The sequence below is a fragment of the Leifsonia sp. RCC_180 genome (assembly GCF_058138205.1).
The window spans coordinates 250,479-269,584 of sequence record NZ_CP200340.1 but is presented as its reverse complement, the minus strand read 5'-3'; the positions used below and the strand labels follow the sequence as shown (position 1 = coordinate 269,584).

Here is a 19,106-nt window from a genome sequence, read left to right as displayed (position 1 = left end):
GGCGGTGGGCTTCCCGGGTCAGTCGTTGCGGTTCGCGAAGGCCATGAGCTCCGGGCCCCGCTTGTCGAACGCGCGACCGCCCAGCCAGAGACCGAAGAACAGCGTCGCGAACCCGATCAAGACGGCCGCCACCGGGGCGATGCCCAGCCAGAACGCGTTCACGGTCAGCCCGAGCACCAGGAACACCAGCACCGGCGAAGCGAGGAACAGGATGGCGAAGAAGCTGAGCGACTGCACCAGAGCAGCCGATGCGCCCGAAGTCTGCGGCTGCGTGAACGCGCTGTCGCCGGGCTTCGTCGCAGGATACGGGAACAGCGCCGACGAGATGCTGGAGAGCCCGAGGCCGATGACGAGGATCGCCCCGCTGAGGGCGGCGACCGACGGCAGCACCGCCCAGTCGCCGAACACGATGGTCGTGGCGATCGAGCCGACCACCAGGATCGGGATGCCGACGACGATCGGCGGGAACATCCGGCCCGCGCGATCCGCCAGGCCCCGGGTCCCCGAGACGACGTGCAGCCAGATCGCCGTGCTGTCGTAGGCCAGGTCGTTGTGGATACTCCAGCCGAGGAACAGGCAGACCAGCGGCAGCGGCACCAGCGCGATGAAGTGCGAGGGCAGGCCGGCGAGCGCGAGGGCGACGACGACGAAGACCGGGATCACGGGTACGAGCACGATGGACACCCAATAGCGGGCATCCCGACCCCAGTAAGTCATGGAGCGCGCCGCGATGGCCGCAGTCGGGCCGCCCGGCAGCCGGTCGAACCAGCCGAGGCCGTGGTACGCCTTCGACCGGGCCTCCCGCTCGGGAGCCGCCACGACGTGCGCGATCAGGCCGATCCACCCGAGCCAGAGGAGACCCAGGGTGGCGAGCGCGATGAGCAGCTGCAGCACCGCGGCGCCCCAGTCGCCCTGCGCCGCGGCGCCGGGGGCGGACCACGCGGCGCCGAGCGGGGTCCACGAAAGCCACCCGGCGAAGCTTCCGAGAGTCCCGAGGCCGTCACGCCCCCAGTCGACGGTGACCAGGAGCAGCAGGACCGGGGCGATGAGGACGAGGAGCAGGATGCCGACGACGCCGCCCGCTTCACGCGAGCGCCGGGTGGACAGCATCGAGTGCGCGATGGCGGTGGTCACGCGCGAGGCGAGCACGCAGGTGAGGACGACGACCGCGGCCGAGATCAGCGCGACGAGCGCGGTGCCGGCGTTCTGCGACCACGTCACGACCGTCGCGCCGGCGCACACGATGAGCACGAACGAGGGAACGCCGATCAGCCCCGCGAGCAGCAGCCCCGTCGCGAGCACGCGATCCGGGATGCCGAACAGCGAGAACTCCTTGGGGTCGAGCGTGTCGTCGACACCGAACAGGAGCGGCAACAGCGCGAAGCCGGCGACCACCACCGAGCCGATCACGACGACGACGCTGTGGGTGGCGGCCACGTCGGAGACGACGCGGGCCGCGACCAGCGAACCCACGACCACAACCGTGATGAACCCTCCGTAGAGCAGCCCGATCACCAGGCCGAAGACCTGCCACGGGCTCCGCCGGAAGGCGTTGCCCATGATCCGCAGCTTCAGTCCGAGAAACTGTGCAACCACTCCATACCTTCCGCTGCCTTGCGACCGCCGGCCAGGTCGACGAAGCGCTCCTCGAGCGTCTGCTCGCCGCGCACCTCGTCGATGGTGCCGGAGGCGAGCACCTGCCCGCGGACGATGATCGCGACGCTGTCGCAGACGCGCTGGATCATGTCCATGCCGTGGCTGGAGACGACGACCGTCCCGCCCGCTGCGGTGTAGCGCTGCAGGATGTCGATGATGTTCGCCGCCGACACGGGATCGACCGACTCGAACGGCTCGTCGAGGACGAGTAGGCGGGGCGAGTGGATCATCGCCGCCGCGAGGGCGATCTTCTTCGTCATGCCGGCCGAATAGTCCGCGACGAGGCGGTCGAGCGCATCCTCGATCCCGAAGGCGGCGGCCAGGTCGGTCGTCCGCGCACGGACCGTCTTGGCGCTGAGCCCGCGCAGGGTTCCGGCATAGCGCAGGAACTGCGCGCCGGTCAGTCGGTCGAACAGGCGCAGCTTGTCGGGGAGGACGCCGATGATGTGCTTCGCGCGCACAGGCTCGGTCCAAACGTCGACGCCGTGGACCACGACGCGGCCCTCATCGGGACGGAGCAGCCCCGTGACTATCGAGAGGGTCGTGGTCTTGCCTGCACCGTTCGGCCCGACGATGCCGTAGAACGAGCCCTCGCGGATGTCGAGGGTCACGCCGTCGACCGCCACCGTGTCGCCGTACCGCTTGTTCAGGCCGCTGACGGCGAGCACGGTCGGCCGCGTGTCCACGGGCGCCGGCGCTTCGATGGTGATCGTCTCGGCGGCCACGGCCTCGGTCGCAACCGCCTCGGACTTGGCGCGGGCGGTCTGCCTCGGCTTCGCCGTGGTCGTCGTGGTGCGCTTCCGCGGAGCGCGCGTGCTCGAGCCTGCGGCGGCCGCCGCGGTCGTCGGCGCGCGCTTCGGCGCTGGATTCGATTCGGCGGCCTCCGCCATGGTCTCCCCCCTCTGTGAGACCCCGGACGCGCCGTCCGCGGCATCCCGGGCCCGGTCCTCCGCGGGCTCAGTGCTCTGGGGACGCGCGTGCTCGGAACTCACCCCGCTAACGTACCAATACAAGCCTTCATGCGAACCCTTCATGACCCTGCGCGGCGGCTCCGGCCGCCTCCGAAAGTCCTGTGAGGAACATAACGACCCAACAACGACCTGCGTCAACCCCTGCCCCCGACCGAGGGCCCCCGGTACGCTGGCGGAGGCATGAAGGGGTGTCGATACGCATAAGCGCGGATGAAACCTGGGTGAACCTCGGGCCACGCGTGGAACCCAAGGAGATGATTGTGACGACCCAGGTAGTGATTCTCGCGGCCGGCATGGGCAGCCGGCTCGGACGGAGCCTTCCCAAGCCGCTCACAGAGCTCAGCGACGGCCGCACCATCATGCAGCAGCAGTTCGACAACATCCACGCGGCGTTCGGCAAGGACGCACAGGTGACGATCGTCGTCGGCTACAAGCTGGAGCACATCATCGAGGCGTTCCCCGACGCCCAGTTCGTCTACAACGAGCAGTACGACCAGACGAACACCTCCAAGAGCCTCATGCGCGCCCTGCAGGCCTCGGGCCCCGGCGGTGTGCTGTGGATGAACGGCGACGTCGTGTTCGACCCTGCCGTCCTCGTCCGCGCTGCCGCGACGGTCGCCCGCGACCAGACCTTCGTCACGGTCAACACCTCGTCAGTCGCCGACGAAGAGGTCAAGTACACGACCGGCTCCGAGGGCTACATCCAGGAGCTGTCGAAGACCGTCAAGAACGGCCTCGGCGAAGCGGTCGGCATCAACTACATCTCCTCGGCCGACAAGGCCACCCTGCTGCGCCAGCTGCAGCGCGTCGGAGACCAGGACTACTTCGAGCGCGGCATCGAGCTCGCCATCGAGCAGGACCGCATCCTCGTCGAGCCGGTCGACATCTCCGACCTGTACGCGGTCGAGGTCGACTTCCAGGAGGACCTGGAGCGCGCGAACCTTTTCGTATAGTCGGTAGGTGCTGCGTGAGCCTTCATGCAGCTTCTCTGAATACGATGGGTTCTCGTGACCAGCTTCCCGACTGAGGTGCGCCCTGCGCAGCGCTCACCCTTCAGCCGCTACCGGCAGTCCCTCTGGTTGCTGACCAGGCGCGACCTCCGGGTCCGCTATTCCACGAGCGTCCTCGGCTACCTGTGGTCGATCCTCGACCCGCTGGTGATGAGCGCGATCTACTGGTTCGTGTTCACGGTCATCTTCAAGCGTGACGTCGGCGAGAACCCGTACATCGTTTTCCTGCTCGCAGCCCTGCTGCCGTGGATGTGGTTCAACGGCGCCGTCTCGGACAGCACCCGCGCGTACATCCGCGAGGCGAAGCTGATCCGTTCGACCAAGATCCCGCGGACCATCTGGGTCAACCGGATCGTCGCGTCGAAGGGCATCGAGTTCCTGCTGTCGCTGCCGGTGCTGGCGTTCTTCGCGATCATCTCCGGGGCACGGCTCAACGTCGACGTGCTGCTGTTCCCGGTGGCCATCCTCATCCAGACCGTGCTCACCGTCGGCGTCGGGCTCATCGTCGCACCGCTGGTCGTGTTCTTCCGCGACCTGGAGCGGGCGGTGAAGCTGGCTCTGCGCTTCCTGTTCTACGCGTCCCCCATCATCTACAGCGCCCGCGACCTGCCCGGCGGCTGCGGCGCGGGCGTTGCCGCCCGGCACTGCGCGGCGTACCTCACCGCGCACCCCGGAGCGCAGACCGACGTGCTGTTCTCGCTGCACTTCTGGTCGGCGTTCAATCCGCTGACCGGAATCTTCAGCCTCTACCGCTCCGCGTTCTTCCCGGAGGAGCTGGACTGGTTCCTGGTGGGCGTCAGCGCCGCCATGTCGCTGGTCCTGCTCGGGATCGGCTGGGCCGTTTTCCGGCATTTCGAGCGCGACGTGCTGAAGGAGATCTGAAGTGACCCCCGTCATCTCCGTCGACGGTCTCGGAGTCCGTTTCCGCCGCAACCGGGGCGCCCGTCGTTCGTTCAAGGACCTCTTCTCGAACCGTGAGCGGCGGGTCCGTCCTGACGACTTCTGGGCGCTGCGCAACATCAGCTTCCGGGTGCAGCCGGGCGAGGCCATCGGCGTGGTCGGCCGGAACGGCCAGGGCAAGTCGACCCTCCTGAAGCTCGTCGCGGGCGTGCTTCTGCCGGATGAGGGCACCGTGAAGGTGACGGATGGTGTCGCTCCCCTGATCGAGATCACCGGCGGTTTCGTCGACGACCTGACGGTGCGCGACAACGTGTACCTGACGGCCGGCCTGCACGGGATGTCGCGGGCCCAGATCGACGAGCGATTCGGCGAGATCATCGATTTCGCCGAGATCGGCGACTTCGTCGACACGCCCTACAAGCACCTCTCCAGCGGCATGAAGGTGCGCATAGCGTTCTCCGTCATCTCGCAGCTGGAGGAGCCTGTGCTGCTCGTGGACGAGGTGCTCGCCGTCGGCGACCGCGGCTTCCGCGAGAAGTGCTACCGGCGGATCGAGGAGCTTCTGGCGGGCGGTCGCACGCTCTTCTTCGTCTCGCACAACGAGAAGGATCTGCGCCGCTTCTGCGAGCGGGGCCTGTATCTGGACAAGGGCGCGCTGGTGCTCGACGGCCCGATCGCGGACGTGCTGGAGCTGTACAACGCCGACTACGGCACCTGAGAAGAAATCGTCCCCAGAAATAATTTCGGCGGGTTGTCCCCGGAAGTGGTGTTCGTGCCCGATTACGGGCCATCGAGCGTCGGAGGGGCTGGTTAGCGTCAACGCATGAATCGTCTCCGGTTTCTTCGCAGTCCCTCCCCGAGTCCTCGTCCTCGCCGTCACGCCTACCCCGTGCCGTGGCACGTCGATCGCACTACGGCGCCCCACTACCGGCTCGTCAATGCCGGCCGCGAGACGCTCAGCGGTGTCACCGTGAGCATCGCCGGCAGCGCGCACCTGCGCGTGAGCGCGCCGAGCGCGGTCGCCCCGGGCGAAGCCGTGCGCGCGAGCGTCTCCGGCCGCGACCCGGCCCGCGACAGCGTCCTGGTCGTCCGCTGGTTCCCGCCGGACGGTCGCGAGTACCTCTGGCAGATAAGCCTCTGAGCGCCGCGCCCTCGGGCCGCTGATCCGGCCCGAGGGCGCTCTGCCAAATGCCTACATCAACAGCATTTTCGGCATGAATGACGTGAGGTCCACCGATCGGGGTGCAGGTGCTCTGGAGTCGGTCGGTGCTCCGGCCGTTCACTGGAGAGCATGAAGAACCCAGTCGCCCCTGCTGCACAAATGCTCGGCGAACGCATCCGCCGGGCGCGCATCCACCTCGGTCTCAGTCAGGAGGCCATCGCGGGCCTCGCGTCGATGCACGTCACCAACTACGGCAAGATCGAGCGCGGCGACGCCAACCCGAGCCTGCTCACCATCGTGCGAATCGCGGCGGTGCTCGGGACGAGCGTCGCCGCTCTCACCGAGGAGATCACGAGGGAGCACCTGCCGAGCGGGATGCGCGTGCTTCCTGCCCGGGAGTACCTCATCGAGCGAGAACGTCGCCTGCGCCGGTCGCGCTGACAGGGATCCGGCCTACACTCTCTGGAGATGGCCAAGAAGCAGCAACCGATCGTCTCCGTCACCGGCGGCCCGCCACGGGGTGGCGACACACCCCGAGCGCTGAACACGACCCTGGACCGTTTTCTCGGCATCCAGCGGCCGGTGGTCGTCGCGCATCTCCGCAGTCTCCGGCGGCGGCATCCCGACGCCTCCGCCGACGAACTGGCGCGCATCCTCGAACGGCGGTATCTCGCGGCAGTGACGAGCGGCGGCGCCGCGGTCGGTGCGACGGCGGTGATCCCCGCGATCGGCACCGGTGTGACGCTCGCGCTCTCGGGCCTTGAGACCGCCGGCTTCCTCGAGGCCACGGCGCTGTACGCCCAGTCCATGAGCGAGCTGCACGGCATCGCGATCGATGACCCGGAGCGGGCGCGGGCGCTCGTGCTCACCATGATGCTCGGACGTGAAGGCTCCGACCTGGTGCGCCAGCTGGCCGGCCAGTTCGCCGGCGGCGGCGTCACGCGCACCGCCTACTGGGGCGAACTCGTCACCTCCAGCCTGCCGTCCATCGTCGTCGGGCCGCTCGTCGATCGGCTCAAGAGCGCCTTCATCCGGCAGTTCGCCCTACGGGGCGGCGCGAGCATCCTGGCGCGCGCCATCCCCTTCGGGATCGGCGCCGTCATCGGCGGCACCGGCAACAACATCCTGGGCCGCCGCGTGGTGCAGAACGCCCGCCTCGCCTTCGGGCCGCCCCCGCTCGTGATCCCCGAGGTCCTGACACCGATCGAAGGTCCTGGCGCGGTCCGCCGCCTCGGGTCGGCGACGGGAGCCGGCGTCGTCCGGATGTCGGCCGCCACAGGAGCGGGAGTAGTGCGGGCGAGTTCCGCGACCGGTGCCGGGGTGATCCGTGTCGGCACGGTCCTCCGGGGCGCGCTCCCACGACGACGAAAGAACACGTCAGGCGATACGGAGGAGCCGCTCGCTTTGGAGGGTCTCCCCCAGCCCGCCCCGGACTCGGCGGGCGGCGGCGACGAGGGCGACGACGACAGGCCTCGCGAAAGCGCGGCGGGCTGACCTAGACGATCGGGGGCCGGCCGGCGGCCGTCATGCGAGCGACGGTCCGCCAGCGCAGCGGACGCCTCTCCCCCGGGTCCGTACGCCATCCCTCGCCCCACCCGGCGAACCACGCCCGCAGCACGGCCGGCTTCCGGAACCAGCGGAGCAGCTGGATGCCGGTCCACGAACCGACGTAGAGCGGGACGAGCACAGCAGGGAGGTTGCGCCGAGCCAGCCACACCCTGTTGCGGGCGTTCAGCCGGTAGTAGTACGAGTGCCGGGTCGGCGACACCGACGGGTGCTCGGCGACGAGGTCTCCGGCGTACCAGACGCGTTTGCCCTGGTCCCAGACCTTCCAGGCGAGGTCGATGCCCTCGTGGGCGTAGAAGAACGGGTCGGCCCAGCCTCCGGCGCGCTCGAACACGTCCCGCGGAAGCACGATGACGGCTTCCAGCACCGCGAACACGTTGCTGGAGCGTTCGGGGTCGCCCTTGCGGATGCGCGGGATCCAGCGGCGGGGAGCCGGCCCGCCGTCCGGCACGCGAAGCCGCGGCTGCAGCATCCCGATGCTGGGGTCGGCCCGCAGCTTTCCCACCGCGTCCGCGAGGAAGGTCCGTGACGGGATGTCGGCGTCGTCGTCGAGGAAGAACAGCCACTCGCCGTCGACCACCGGAACGCCGGCGTTGCGTCCGGCCGGGATGCCCACGTTCTCCGGCAGCGCGAGCGTCCGCACGCCCTCGGGGAGGGCCGGGTCGGCCGTGGCCGGATCCCAGCCGTTGCCGACCACGACGATGTCGGTGGTCACACCCTCCTGGGCGAGCACCGACTCCACGCCGCGTCGCAGTTCGACCGGTCGCGCGCCCTGCGTGAGCACCACGACCGCGACCCGCGGCTGCTCAACCACGGACCCGCCGCGACGCCATGATGGTCACGAAGTGGCCCACGGCAGCCAGGATCGAGAGGGGCACGAGCGCGACCAGCAGGATGCGGTCGGCGAGCGTCGCCCCGATGAAGAGCCCGACGATCGAGAAGACGAAGATCAGGATGGTCAGCTCGACCGAGTGGTAGAGCCGGTGGAAGGGCAGGAACCGAGCGGCCCGGCGCAACGTCGCCACGAGGCCGTGGGTGGGCGCATACTCCGATTGCGTGTCGGCCAGCTTCGGCAGGCCCGCGTTGGCGCGCGCCACCCGGACCATGTCGTTGAGCGCCTTGTTGAGCACGATGACGAGGGCGAGGAGCGTGCCGAGGTTCGTCCAGAGGAAGTCCTGCGGCGCCTCGAACGGGTACCCCGCCGCGCGGATACCGAGCACGATGGCGATGAGCGTCTCGGTCGTGTAGTGCCCGACGTTGTCGAGGAAGATGCCGGCCGGCGATGACGTGCCTCGCCAGCGCGCGACCTCACCGTCGCAGCAGTCGACCAGCATCTGCAGCTGACCGAGCACGAGTGCGAAGGCGGCGCCTGCGATACCCGGGATCAATAGGGATGCGGCGGTCGCCCATCCGGTCAGGATCATCAGACCGGTCACCCCGTTGGCGGAGATCGAGGTCTTCAGCAGGAACCAAGTGAGGTACGGCGACAGGTTCCGCAGGTACAGCGACGCCGTCCAGTGCTCGGCGTTGCGGCGGCCCCGCACTTCTGGGGGCTGTGCGACGGCCCTCAGCTCGGCGATCGAGGACGGACGGGCGCCGTGCGCTGCTCCGGGTGCGGTCATGCCTACCTTCCGGTGTGGGCGGTGATGTTGCGGGTGAGGGACAGGTATCCGAGGATGAAGCCGACCCCCCAGCTGAAGTGGATGCAGGGCAAGACTACGAGAAACCAGAGGAACGGGCGAAGGCCGTCGCGCCGGCCCCACACGAGCGCCGACACGATGACGATCGCTGCGTACACGGCGGGGACGGCGAAGCCCCAGAGCAGCCACGGCACCGCTCCGAGCACCGCCTGGACGATCCCGACGAGGCCGAGCAGCGTGCCGACGGCGACACCGACCACCATGACCGGGGGTGCGAAGTACCGCAGCCCGTTCGATGCCGGGAAGCGGCGCGCGAGTTCACCGCGCCAGATGCCGGTGGAGAAGAACTGCCGGGCGAGCCGGTACAGGTTGGGCCGCGGCCGGTAGGTCACCTTCAGCCGCGGCGTGAACCACACCGTTCCGCCGGAGGTGCGGAGCCGGCGATTCAGCTCCCAGTCCTGGCCCCGCTTGATCTCCTCGTCGAAGAGCCCGACCTCGAGGAGCCGGTCGCGCCGGAAGACGCCGAGGTAGACGGTCTCGGCAGGCCCGGCTTCTCCTCCGACGTGCAGCTTCGTGCCGCCGAGGCCGACGCGGCTGCCGTACGCGCGCGCGACGGCGCGTTCGAAGTCCGTCGTGCCCTGCGCATCCATCAGTCCGCCGACGTTGTCGGCGCCGGTCTCGAGGATCGTCTCGACGGCGATCCGTGCGTAATCCGGCGGCAGGACACTGTGCGCATCCACCCGGACGACGATGGGGTACCGCGACGCGCGGATGGCCAGGTTGAGTCCGGCAGGCGTGGACCCGACCGCGTTGTCGAGCACCCGGATGCGCGGGTCGACCGCCGCGAGCTCCGCGACGAGCTCCGTGGTGCCGTCGATGCTCGGACCGAGCGCGATGGCGACCTCGAACGGGCCGGCGTAATCCTGCGCGAGCAGACTGTCGACGGCGGCGCGCACGTGGGTGACCTCGTTGAGCACGGGCATCACGTACGAGACACCGGGGAGGGTGTTCACGGAGTCGTCCGGCATCTGATCCTTCGGTCTAACGGGTCGGCGTCGAGCCTACCAGCCGGCCCCTGCGACCAGCCCGGGAGCAGGCCGCGCGCTTCCGCGCGGACAACGGCGGAGGGCCGCCCCGCGGTGCGGGACGGCCCTCGTGCGTGGGTGCCAGGTCACTCGGCGGGGAGCGTCCCCAGCGTCACCGTGGCGGTCTTCGTCTGACCGTCGCGGATGTAGGTGACATCCACCTTCGAGCCTGCGGCCTGGGCCCGCACCTGAGCGGTGAGGTCCGTCGCGTCGGTGATCGGGGTGCCGTCGAAGTTCACCACGACGTCGCCGGCCTTGAGGCCTGCACCGGCGGCGGCGCCGCCCGAGCTGACACTCTTGACCAGCGCGCCGACCGTGGTGGCCTTCGCGTCGCTGCTGGCATCGGACACCGAAGCGCCCAGGAGGCCGTGCGTCGCCGATCCGTTCTTGATGATCTCGTCGGAGACGCGCTTGGCGAGGTCGGACGGGATGGCGAAGCCGACGCCGATGCTGCCGGACTGCGAGCCGTCGGTGCTGGAGCCTCCGGCGCTGGCGATGGCGACGTTCACGCCGATCAGTTCGCCCTTGGAGTTCAGGAGGGCGCCGCCCGAGTTGCCGGGGTTGATGGAGGCGTCGGTCTGGATGACCGGCAGCGAGATGGTCCCGGTGCTGCTCTGCTGCTGTTGCTGCTGTCCGCCCTGGTCGGGGAAGTCGAAGTTGAACGGGTTCTGGCTTCCGCCGCCGCTGTTGGAGTCGTCCTTGGGAGCCGCGGACGAGGCGATGCTGATGCTGCGGTTGAGCGCGCTTACGATGCCGTCGGTGACGGTGCCGGAGAGGCCGAGCGGTGCGCCGATGGCGACGGTCGTGCTTCCGACGTTGAGCTTGCTCGAGTCGCCCCAGGTCATCGGGGTGAGGCCGGAGGCCTTGTCGAGCTTGATAACGGCGAGGTCGGTGGTCGGGTCGGTGCCGACGATCTTGGCGGTGTAGATCTTGCCGTCGTTGTCGGTGACCGTGACGTTCACGTCGGACGCCTGGCCGTCGAGGGTGACGACGTGGGTGTTCGTGAGCACGTAGCCGTCGGAGGTCAGGACGATGCCGGAGCCCGTCCCGCCGGAGCTGGACGCGCTCACCGAGATCGTGACGACGCTCGGCGAGGCCTTCGCGGCGACAGCGGTGATGATGCTGGCGTTGTTGGCGTCGTTGACGGTGATGTTCTGCGGGCCGGAGACGGTCTTGATCGTCGCATTACCGGAGTCGGTCGCCGCGTAGATGCCGACGCCGGCGCCTGCACCGGCGACGCCGCCGATCAGCGCGCCGATGGCGAGCGTTGCGATGATGAGGCCGGTGCCTGCGCGCTTCGCGGGCTTCGGGGCGGTGGCCGTGGCCGCTCCGGGCGCAGCGGCGTAGGCCTGCTGGTGCCCGTTCGGCGCGTAGGGCTGCTGGCCGTAGCCGGCCGGCTGGCCGAAGGAGCCGTTCCCGTAGTGCGCCTGCTGCGGCTGCTGGCCGTACGGCTGACCGTAGGGTTGCTGCGGCGGGACCGGCTGGGTCGGCTGGGTCGGGTGGGCAGTTGGCTGCTGCGCCGTCGGCTGCTGCGCCGTCGGCTGCTGCTCCGTCGGCTGCTGCGCCGTCGGCTGCTGCGCCGTCGGCTGCTCCGCGGTGGGCTGGGGCGCGGCCGGGGCGACGCTCGGCTGCTCGGTGCCGGCAGCATCCACGACCGCAGCGGTGTCGGCGTCGTGCTCGGGCTTCGCGGGCTCCGGGGTGTTCGGGGTGTCGGTCATGGTGTTGCTCCTTCCAAGCACAATCAGCTTGGGATGCGAACCTGGACGTTTTATTTGCCGATGCTGTGGACGGCCTTCTGCCTGTCGATGACTCTCCCCAACGTATCCGATGGGTTGGTTGCGAGTAAGGCCGTACCGTGGACTCATGACGATTCCCGGAGCGTGGCGACGAGCCGCAGACGGCGCGGGCCTCCTCGGGGCCGATGGCGCCGTGCGTCCGACGATCTTCGCCGAGATGAGCGCCCTCGCTGTGAGTACGGGCGCCATCAATCTCGGCCAGGGGTTCCCGGACGAGGACGGGCCGGCCGAGGTGCTGGATGCGGCGGTCGCCGCCATCCGCGACGGCGAGAACCAGTACCCGCCCGGGCGGGGCATCCCGGACCTCAGGCTCGCCGTCGCGGAGCACCAGCGGCGCTTCTACGGCCTCGAGCTCGATCCGGACACCGAGGTGCTGATCACCGCGGGTGCGACCGAGGCGATCGCCGCGACTCTCCTTGCGCTGCTCGAGCCGGGCGACGAGGTGGTCACCTTCGAGCCGTACTACGACGAATACGGGGCGGTCATCGCCCTCGCGGGCGGCGTGCACCGCACGGTGCCCCTGGACCCGCCGGCGTTCCTCCCGGACCTCGCCCGGCTGCGCGAGACGGTTTCGGACCGGACGCGCGTCATCCTCGTCAACACGCCGCACAACCCCACGGGGACCGCACTCGACCGCGAGACACTGAGCGCCATCGTGGAGCTGGCCGAACAGCACGACGCGATCATCGTCACCGACTCCGTGTACGAGCACCTGACGTTCGGGCCAGAGCACATCCCGATCGAGACGCTCCCGGGGGCACGCGAGAGGACGGTCGCGATCTCCTCCGGAGGGAAGACGTTCAACACGACCGGATGGAAGGTGGGCTGGCTGACCGCTCCCCCGGAACTCGTCACCGCGGTTCTCGCGGTCAAGCAGTACCTCACCTACGTGAACGGTGCTCCGTTCCAGCCGGCCATCGCTGCGGGCCTCCGCCTGCCGAACACCTACTTCGCCGCGATCGGGCGGGCGCTCGCGCACAAGCGCGACGTGCTCTCCGACGGCCTCCGCGCTGCCGGCTTCGACGTGTACGCCTCCGACGGCACGTACTTCGTCGTCGCCGACGCCGCACCGCTCGGCTTCGCGGATGCCACGGACCTGTGCCGCCGCCTGCCGGAGCTCGCAGGGGTGGTCGCCGTGCCGCTCGGCGCGTTCAGCCGCGGAGAGTATGCAGCACGCACCGCATCCCTCGTCCGCTTCGCGTTCTGCAAACGCATCGAGGTGCTCGAGGAGGCGGCGGCGCGACTCGCCGCGCTACCCCACTGAACCCTCCCCGTCGACGGCTCAGGGCAGCGGAGTGATGCCGTAGCGCCGGAGCAGCAGCGCGGGGTTGCGCTCGCGCACCTCCCGCACGCGCGCGGTCGACACCTCCGCGACGGCGACGCCGGTGGTCTCGGCGAGAGCCGCGAGCGTCACGCCCATCGGGTCGAGGACGGCGCTCAGGCCGACGCCGATTCCGGGTGGATGGTCGGCAGCGGCCACATACAGCGTGTTCTCGATCGCACGTGCGGCCAGCAGAGTCGACCAGTGGAACTCCTTGAGCGGACCGCGCACCCATTCGGCGGGCACCGCGACCAGCTGCGCGCCGGCGTCCGCCAGGCGGCGCGTCACCTCCGGGAAGCGCAGGTCGTAGCAGGTCTGCAGCCCGACCCTCACGCCGTCCACCTCGAAAGTCTGCGGGTCGTCGAGCGCACCCGGCACGACCCACTCCGATTCGCGAGCGCCGAACGCGTCGTACAGGTGCTGCTTGCGATACGTCGCGACCACGTCGCCGGACGGCGCGACAGCGACCAGCGTGTTGGAGAACTTGCGCGACTCCTCGGTGCGCTCGACCAGCCCCGCCACGATGAAGAGGTCGTTCTCGCGCGCGGCTGCCGAGAGCGCCCCGACGAAATCGCCGTCCAGCGACTCCGCATTGCGGGCGAACGACGGTCCCAGCGGATCGGTGAAGTACGACGAATACTCCGGGAGGATCACCAGACGCGCGCCACGCGACGCGGCGACCGCGATCAGCCCGGCCACCACATCCCGATTGTGGACGCGGTCGTCGCCCGGCGCGAACTGCGCCACCGCGACGGCGACCGTGCGGTCGTCGATCGTCAGTTCCGCCGGCCGGTCGGTCACGGCGCGACCTCCGCGTGCGGGATTGCCTCGGTCACCGGCCGCGGCGTCTCCACCGGCAGGACGATGCTGATGGAGGTGCCGACGCCCTCTTCGCTGGCGATGTCGAGGCGGCCGCCATGGGCGGTGACGATCGCTTTGGTGATCGTCAGCCCGAGGCCCACACCCGGCACCGCGTTGCGGGTTGCGGTGGAGGCGCGGAAGAACCGCTGCGACAGCTGGCTCAGCTCGACGGCGGGGATGCCGATACCCGTGTCGGTCACGGCGATCACCGCGTGTTCGCCGTCCCGGCGCAGCGACACCGTGACGGTCCCGCCGGAGGAGGTGAACTTGAGCGCGTTCGAGACGAGGTTGTCGACCGCTTGGCCGAGGCGCAGCGTGTCGCCCCGCACATCGAGCGGCTGATCCGGCACCTCGCGGACCAGGGTGACCCCGGCGTTCGCCGCGACGGGTCGCGCCGACTCCACCGAGGCCGACACGACGGCACCGAGCTCCACGTCCTTGATGTCGAGCGGGAAGCGGCCCGACTCCACCTGCGCCGTGAAGAGCAGGTCGCCCACCAACCGGAGCAACCGGTGCGCGTTGCGTTCGGCGACGGCCAGGTACTGCAACTGCTCCTCCGAGAGCGGCGCATCCTCGTCGTCGCGCATGAGTTCCAGGTAGCCGAGGATGGAGCTGAGCGGCGTGCGCAGCTCGTGCGAGATCAGGCCGACGAACTCGTCCTTCAGCCGCGCGAACTCCCGCGCCTGCGTCATGTCGGTCGCGACGAAGATGAAGCCGACGCGGTGGCCGTTCTCGTCCAGGCGCGGGGTCGCCGCCACCTGGACGGCGACGCGCTTGCCGTCCGGACGGAGGTAGGTCCAGTCCCGCACATCCGCGGATCCTGCGCGGACGGTGTCCACCAGAGCGGAGAACGTGTCCATGCTCGACACGGTGGTGAAGCGCGCGTCCATGTCCTGCAGCCGTTGCTCGATCTCCTCCTGCAGGTGGAAGTCGATGACGTGGTGCTTCCCGTCGACGACCTGCTTCTCGGTGAGGCCGAGCATCTTCTCCGCGCCCGGGTTCCACACGTCGATGAGGCCGTCGAGGTCGGTGCCGATCACGGACTGCTCGGTGACGGCGTTCCAGATGCTCTGGATGAGACGGTTCGCCGTCTTGAGGCGCGCCTCGTTCAGCACCAGCTCATCCTGCGTCGAGACCGCCTGGGCGAGCAGCTGCTCCTGCTGCTGGCGCGCCGCATGCGCGGCCTCCAGCTGTATCCGCATCCTGTGCGCGAGCTCGTTGATGACGACGGCGACGATGAAGTAGATGATCGGCGAGAAGAAGGCGCGCACGACGTCCCCCGCGCTGCGAGCGTTTCCGTCGACCAGCAGCGGCGCGAGCAGCACCACGAACGTGGCGAGGGAGGCGATGAGGATGTTGATGCGCCCCTCCTCGGAGGCGATCCATACGAACGGCAGCAACGTCAGCACGACATACGGCGAGGCCGACGAGCCGGTGCCCAGCCGAAGCAGTCCGACGGCGAGCAGCGACAGCGTCGGGACGATGATCGCCCACTCCGGGTGCAGGCGCCGCCACGGGACCACGACGGACAGGATCGACGCGACGGCCACGAGCGCGAGGCTGACGAGGAACTCCATCGCGTTCGTGATCGGCACACCGTTCGGCACGGCGGCGATGAGAGCAGCGATGGCGAAGCCGAGGATGGTCGGCACCTGCTTCATGAAGGCCGACGGCGAGTCGATCGGTATGCGGCTGAGCCACCGCTCTACGGTCATGCGGGTTCCCCCAGCTGCAGCATCTCGCGGATGCGCGTCGAGAGCAGTCGTGGGCTGAACGGCTTCACGATGAAGCTGTCCGAGCGGTCCGCCACGATGCCGTGATCGGTGAGCAACTGCACCGACGCCGACACCATGAGGATCAGCGTCGACTGGGTCGCGGCGTCCGAACGGATCGCCTCGGCCACTTCGATGCCGTTGAGCCCGGGCATCGAGATGTCCAGCACGGCCAGGTCGATGTCGCCCGACTGCACCGCCGTGAGGGCGGAGCGACCGTTGTCGACAGCTGCGACGATCTGCACACCCGCGCGCTTCGCCGCGATGGTCATCAGTCCGCGGATGTCGTCGTCGTCGTCCGCGATCACGATCCGCCGGACGCGCTCGGCCGTTCCGGCGTCAGACATGTAGGAACACCACACGCACGACGACGATCGCCGCGCAGACCACCAGGGCGATGCCGCCGTAGACGGGCAGCCGGTACTCCCAGCGCCGGTTGCGCTCCAGTTCGTCTTGGATGCGCTCGCGCAGCTCGGCCGGGGGTTCGACGGGGCTCATCGTGCTTCTTCCGTTTCGGTTCCGGCTCGGGCGGCCGCAGCGTCCAGCAGGGCGGGCACGCGTTCGTACCGCCCGACGTCGGCGGCGACGTGGCTGTCCGTCGAAGCAACAATACGCGCGCCCGAGTCCAGGAGCGCGGCGATCGCGTCCGGCCCCGGGCAATTCCACTTCTCGTTGACCTCCACGATGGTGCCGGTCGCCGCGGCGGCGTCCGCCCACGCGAGCAGACGTTCGGCGCCGAGCTGCGACTCGTCGAGCCCGACCTTCGGCAGGATCGAGAACCAGTGCGCGAGCTGCGCGTGCGGCGTCCGCTCCATGGCGCGGATGCTCGCCTCGATCAGCAGGTCGAGCGCGTCGTCGTCCGAGAGCCCCGCATCCAGCCGTTCCCGGGTGGCGCTGGGCGACCAGGGGCCGTCGGTGCCGGGGAACTGGTGGTCGCCGATGACGACCGCATTCACACCGCCCGGTCCGACCCCCAGGCCGCTCGGGGTGTCGACCGTTCCGCTCGCATCCAGGAGCTTCGCCTCCACCCCGGTCAGCACCGTCAGGCCGTCCGGGACGCGCTCGGCCGCCACCGCGGCGAGGAACTCGGGCACCCAGGTCGTCGAGGCCCGCACATGGTCGGTGAGGCGCAGCGTGCGGAGTCCCGCCGCCGACGCCGCCGCGATGTTCTCGGCGAGCGTGCTTCGGGCGTCGTCCGAGAAGGTGGAGTGCACATGGAAATCGCCGCCGAGGAGGGCGGGCAGCCGACCGGCCTCCGTCTCCTTCACTCCTCGAGACCCTCGGTGTGCGCGGCGTTGTCGGAGACCAGCACGTCGGCGGGGCTGAGGAAGACATCCTCCAGGAAGCGCACGTTCGCGAGCTCCTCGAAGTCGACGGCCGACGGCACCGGGCGCCCCAGTACCAGGTCGAGCAGGAGGGACGGCATGTCGACGCCCGCCGCGATCGTCAGCGGCATGGCGCCCGGGAACCGCGGGTTGACCTCCAGCAGCGCAGGAACCCCGTCGGAGCTGTAGCGCAGCTGCACATTGGCCACGCCGGTCAGCCCGATCGCCTGCGCGACCGCGGCGGCGGTCTCCGAGAGTTCCGGGCGGCGGACCGTGCGGCCCGCGATCGAGACGCCCGAGTCGACGCGCTCCCGCGACCGCGGAACGGCGGCGATGACGGAGCCGTCGAGAGCAGCGAGCACATCCACCGAGAACTCCTCGCCGGGCAGGTTCTCCTGGATGATGATGCTGTCGTCGGTGCCGAGCGCTTCGAGCGCGGCGCGGTCCGGGATCAGCCGGACACCGCGTGAGCCGGCGCCGCTCCGCGGCTTGATGATCACCGGGAAGATCCAGTCGGCGGCGACGCCGTCCGTGTTCAGGAGGCGCGTCACGGGCACCCGCGCCTGATCGCCGACCCGCTGGACGAGTGCGAACTTGTCGAGGCACGTCACCAGGGTGTCGTGCGAGGGCGCGGCCAGCTTCGTGCCGACGGCCTCCAGCTCGTCACGACGGGCCGCAAGCCCGGGGAGCTCGACATCGACCGTGGAGAAGAGGACGTCGATGCCGTCCTCCCGGCTCATCGCGATCAGCGCATCCACGAACCCGTCGGACCGGCCGGCGGGCACGATGCGGCGCCGGTCCTCCTCGACGAGGTAGAGGCCGCTCGCCCAGCCGTCCATGTCGGCAGCGAACACCTCCACGTCGTCCCGTGCGAGAAGCGAGCGGATCACGGCGACGCCGGCGGGGCCGCCCGCGCCCGTGACCAGGACGCGGATCGGAGGAGTGTCGGTCATTCAGCGGTCCTGTTCAGTCGGTAACCGGCGGCGCGAGCCTCGGTGTGGATGGCGGAGGCGGGCACCGAGATGTCCGCGGTGTCGCGCATCACCTCCAGCGGCTCGCAGTTCTTTCCCCCGCCGAAGCGCGACCAGTAGCGGGCGGTCGCGAGCACGAAGTCCGGCTCCAGGTACGCACGCACGTCCGCCTGCGACCGGAAGCAGTCGATGAGCTGGAGCTTGGTCTCGGTGAACCCATCGATGGGCACGAAACGGGTCGGGCGGAAGTCGATGGTCGCGGACGGGCTCTGGTAGCAGCACACGGTACGCACCGCCCGGGTGGCGACGTTCGTGGCCGCGTGCACCGCGCGGTGATCCTGGTGCCGGTCGTGCGAGGAGTGCGTGTAGACGATGTCCGGCTGCACCTCGGCGACGACGCGCTCGATGATGCCGACCGTCGGATCCGCGGCCGAGATGTGCGTGTCCTCCAGGTCTTCGAGGAACAGCCGCGCGCCGAGCAGCTCCGCCGACGCGAGCGACTCGTGCTGCCGGTCGTTGGCGTCGCCGCCGCGCGCTCCCCGCGACATCGTCAGGATGACGACCTCATTACCCGCGTCGCGGTGTGCGGCGAGGATGCCGCCCACGCCGATCTCCACGTCGTCGGGATGCGCTCCCACGGCGAGCACCACCTGCCGCCGCTGGGCCGCCCGCTTGACGCGGCCCTCCGCGGCGAGCCGGTTGACGATCGCGACGAGCTCGGCCGAGGCAACAGGCTTGGTGAGGAACTCGTCCGCCTGCGCGCGCAGCGCCGAGACGGCGTAGTCGACCGACACGTGCGCGGTCATGACGACCACGGGCATCCCCGGGTACTGGCTGCGCAGCTCCTTGAGGAGGTCGAGACCCGAGATGCCGGGCATCTCGATGTCGGTGATGACGAGGTCCGGCTCGAATGCGGCGATCTGCTCCAGAGCAACCGACGGGTCGGTGACCGCCAGGGCCACCGCGTCCGCTCGCTTCTCCAGAATGGTCTTCATGAAGAAGGCCACATCCGGATCGTCTTCGACCACCACGACCCGGTACTTCGTCACGACACTCGCCATCGCATCCCC

At 69.6% G+C, this 19,106-nt stretch carries 20 protein-coding genes; 7 read left to right on the top strand and 13 right to left on the bottom strand.

Translation table 11 applies throughout. The annotated features are described in order from the left end of the window. Window positions 1-18 precede the first annotated feature (18 nt). Both AB7E03_RS01345 and AB7E03_RS01340 read right to left on the bottom strand, forming a co-directional pair. The gene (locus AB7E03_RS01345) at window positions 19-1,596 is read right to left on the bottom strand and encodes a hypothetical protein (RefSeq protein ID WP_489938590.1); all 1,578 of its coding nucleotides are present in this window, start codon (window positions 1,594-1,596) and stop codon (window positions 19-21) included. Beyond that, window positions 1,572-2,546, bottom strand: coding sequence for an ABC transporter ATP-binding protein (locus AB7E03_RS01340; RefSeq protein WP_489942841.1), 975 nt, complete (start codon window positions 2,544-2,546; stop codon window positions 1,572-1,574). The genes AB7E03_RS01345 and AB7E03_RS01340 overlap by 25 nt, the downstream gene beginning before the upstream one ends. Before the next feature lie 341 nt (window positions 2,547-2,887). Here AB7E03_RS01340 and AB7E03_RS01335 point away from each other — a divergent pair, with 341 nt between their 5' ends. From AB7E03_RS01335 to AB7E03_RS01310, 6 genes are all read left to right on the top strand, one after another. Further along, on the top strand, window positions 2,888-3,580 hold the full coding sequence (locus tag AB7E03_RS01335) for a phosphocholine cytidylyltransferase family protein (protein WP_489938588.1): 693 nt from the start codon (window positions 2,888-2,890) through the stop codon (window positions 3,578-3,580). Between the two features lie 54 nt (window positions 3,581-3,634). Continuing rightward, window positions 3,635-4,519 (top strand): ABC transporter permease, encoded by an 885-nt coding sequence (locus AB7E03_RS01330; protein ID WP_441782690.1) that lies wholly within the window; start codon window positions 3,635-3,637, stop codon window positions 4,517-4,519. Between the two features lies 1 nt (window position 4,520). Then, complete coding sequence (locus tag AB7E03_RS01325) at window positions 4,521-5,255, top strand: ABC transporter ATP-binding protein (protein WP_489938586.1); 735 nt, start codon at window positions 4,521-4,523, stop codon at window positions 5,253-5,255. 171 nt (window positions 5,256-5,426) lie between these two features. Further along, window positions 5,427-5,678 carry a hypothetical protein gene (locus tag AB7E03_RS01320; protein ID WP_489938584.1) on the top strand — a complete coding sequence of 84 codons (252 nt, stop codon included), beginning with the start codon at window positions 5,427-5,429 and terminating at the stop codon, window positions 5,676-5,678. A 150-nt stretch (window positions 5,679-5,828) separates the two neighbouring features. Next, window positions 5,829-6,140 (top strand): helix-turn-helix domain-containing protein, encoded by a 312-nt coding sequence (locus AB7E03_RS01315; RefSeq protein ID WP_489938582.1) that lies wholly within the window; start codon window positions 5,829-5,831, stop codon window positions 6,138-6,140. A 27-nt stretch (window positions 6,141-6,167) separates the two neighbouring features. Beyond that, on the top strand, window positions 6,168-7,193 hold the full coding sequence (locus tag AB7E03_RS01310; RefSeq protein ID WP_489938580.1) for a hypothetical protein: 1,026 nt from the start codon (window positions 6,168-6,170) through the stop codon (window positions 7,191-7,193). 1 nt (window position 7,194) lies between these two features. Here the strand turns inward: AB7E03_RS01310 and AB7E03_RS01305 are convergent, their stop codons facing one another. The 4 genes from AB7E03_RS01305 to AB7E03_RS01290 form a co-directional block, all read right to left on the bottom strand. Next, window positions 7,195-8,079, bottom strand: coding sequence for a glycosyltransferase family 2 protein (locus tag AB7E03_RS01305; RefSeq protein WP_489938578.1), 885 nt, complete (start codon window positions 8,077-8,079; stop codon window positions 7,195-7,197). Then, window positions 8,072-8,887 (bottom strand): CDP-alcohol phosphatidyltransferase family protein, encoded by an 816-nt coding sequence (locus AB7E03_RS01300; protein ID WP_441782696.1) that lies wholly within the window; start codon window positions 8,885-8,887, stop codon window positions 8,072-8,074. The genes AB7E03_RS01305 and AB7E03_RS01300 overlap by 8 nt, the downstream gene beginning before the upstream one ends. A gap of 2 nt (window positions 8,888-8,889) precedes the next feature. Next, window positions 8,890-9,933, bottom strand: coding sequence for a glycosyltransferase family 2 protein (locus tag AB7E03_RS01295; RefSeq protein ID WP_489938576.1), 1,044 nt, complete (start codon window positions 9,931-9,933; stop codon window positions 8,890-8,892). Window positions 9,934-10,076: 143 nt separating this feature from the next. After that, the gene (locus AB7E03_RS01290) at window positions 10,077-11,708 is read right to left on the bottom strand and encodes a S1C family serine protease (protein WP_489938574.1); all 1,632 of its coding nucleotides are present in this window, start codon (window positions 11,706-11,708) and stop codon (window positions 10,077-10,079) included. Between the two features lie 145 nt (window positions 11,709-11,853). Here AB7E03_RS01290 and AB7E03_RS01285 point away from each other — a divergent pair, with 145 nt between their 5' ends. Beyond that, window positions 11,854-13,050 (top strand): aminotransferase class I/II-fold pyridoxal phosphate-dependent enzyme, encoded by a 1,197-nt coding sequence (locus AB7E03_RS01285; RefSeq protein ID WP_489938572.1) that lies wholly within the window; start codon window positions 11,854-11,856, stop codon window positions 13,048-13,050. Window positions 13,051-13,068: 18 nt separating this feature from the next. Here AB7E03_RS01285 and AB7E03_RS01280 read toward each other — a convergent pair whose 3' ends face one another. Genes AB7E03_RS01280 through AB7E03_RS01250 form a run of 7 tightly spaced genes read right to left on the bottom strand, consistent with a single transcriptional unit; the run spans window position 13,069 to window position 19,097 of the window. Then, window positions 13,069-13,908 carry a carbon-nitrogen hydrolase family protein gene (locus AB7E03_RS01280; RefSeq protein WP_489938570.1) on the bottom strand — a complete coding sequence of 280 codons (840 nt, stop codon included), beginning with the start codon at window positions 13,906-13,908 and terminating at the stop codon, window positions 13,069-13,071. Then, the gene (locus tag AB7E03_RS01275) at window positions 13,905-15,683 is read right to left on the bottom strand and encodes a sensor histidine kinase (protein WP_489938563.1); all 1,779 of its coding nucleotides are present in this window, start codon (window positions 15,681-15,683) and stop codon (window positions 13,905-13,907) included. Before AB7E03_RS01275 ends, AB7E03_RS01280 begins: the two co-directional genes overlap by 4 nt. Then, window positions 15,680-16,087: a response regulator gene (locus tag AB7E03_RS01270; protein WP_489938561.1), complete on the bottom strand. Its 408-nt coding sequence runs from the start codon at window positions 16,085-16,087 to the stop codon at window positions 15,680-15,682. The genes AB7E03_RS01275 and AB7E03_RS01270 overlap by 4 nt, the downstream gene beginning before the upstream one ends. Next, window positions 16,080-16,238 carry a hypothetical protein gene (locus tag AB7E03_RS01265; protein WP_489938559.1) on the bottom strand — a complete coding sequence of 53 codons (159 nt, stop codon included), beginning with the start codon at window positions 16,236-16,238 and terminating at the stop codon, window positions 16,080-16,082. The genes AB7E03_RS01270 and AB7E03_RS01265 overlap by 8 nt, the downstream gene beginning before the upstream one ends. Further along, a complete protein-coding gene (locus AB7E03_RS01260) occupies window positions 16,235-17,008 on the bottom strand; it encodes a PHP domain-containing protein (RefSeq protein WP_489938557.1) in 774 nt (257 codons plus the stop codon). Before AB7E03_RS01260 ends, AB7E03_RS01265 begins: the two co-directional genes overlap by 4 nt. Then, complete coding sequence (locus AB7E03_RS01255; protein ID WP_489938555.1) at window positions 17,005-18,018, bottom strand: ATP-grasp domain-containing protein; 1,014 nt, start codon at window positions 18,016-18,018, stop codon at window positions 17,005-17,007. The genes AB7E03_RS01260 and AB7E03_RS01255 overlap by 4 nt, the downstream gene beginning before the upstream one ends. Next, window positions 18,015-19,097 carry a PIG-L deacetylase family protein gene (locus AB7E03_RS01250; protein ID WP_489938553.1) on the bottom strand — a complete coding sequence of 361 codons (1,083 nt, stop codon included), beginning with the start codon at window positions 19,095-19,097 and terminating at the stop codon, window positions 18,015-18,017. Before AB7E03_RS01250 ends, AB7E03_RS01255 begins: the two co-directional genes overlap by 4 nt. Between the last annotated feature and the right edge of the window lie 9 nt (window positions 19,098-19,106).

Bases quoted from the DNA above. Each gene is read 5' to 3' on its own strand.
- AB7E03_RS01340 (WP_489942841.1), bottom strand. From the start codon at position 2,546: ATGGCGGAGGCCGCCGAATCGAATCCAGCGCCGAAGCGCGCGCCGACG.
- AB7E03_RS01315 (WP_489938582.1), top strand. From the start codon at position 5,829: ATGAAGAACCCAGTCGCCCCTGCTGCACAAATGCTCGGCGAACGCATC.
- AB7E03_RS01310 (WP_489938580.1), top strand. From the start codon at position 6,168: ATGGCCAAGAAGCAGCAACCGATCGTCTCCGTCACCGGCGGCCCGCCA.
- AB7E03_RS01300 (WP_441782696.1), bottom strand. From the start codon at position 8,887: ATGACCGCACCCGGAGCAGCGCACGGCGCCCGTCCGTCCTCGATCGCC.
- AB7E03_RS01295 (WP_489938576.1), bottom strand. From the start codon at position 9,933: ATGCCGGACGACTCCGTGAACACCCTCCCCGGTGTCTCGTACGTGATG.
- AB7E03_RS01290 (WP_489938574.1), bottom strand. From the start codon at position 11,708: ATGACCGACACCCCGAACACCCCGGAGCCCGCGAAGCCCGAGCACGAC.
- AB7E03_RS01285 (WP_489938572.1), top strand. From the start codon at position 11,854: ATGACGATTCCCGGAGCGTGGCGACGAGCCGCAGACGGCGCGGGCCTC.
- AB7E03_RS01275 (WP_489938563.1), bottom strand. From the start codon at position 15,683: ATGACCGTAGAGCGGTGGCTCAGCCGCATACCGATCGACTCGCCGTCG.
- AB7E03_RS01270 (WP_489938561.1), bottom strand. From the start codon at position 16,087: ATGTCTGACGCCGGAACGGCCGAGCGCGTCCGGCGGATCGTGATCGCG.
- AB7E03_RS01265 (WP_489938559.1), bottom strand. From the start codon at position 16,238: ATGAGCCCCGTCGAACCCCCGGCCGAGCTGCGCGAGCGCATCCAAGAC.
- AB7E03_RS01255 (WP_489938555.1), bottom strand. From the start codon at position 18,018: ATGACCGACACTCCTCCGATCCGCGTCCTGGTCACGGGCGCGGGCGGC.
- AB7E03_RS01250 (WP_489938553.1), bottom strand. From the start codon at position 19,097: ATGGCGAGTGTCGTGACGAAGTACCGGGTCGTGGTGGTCGAAGACGAT.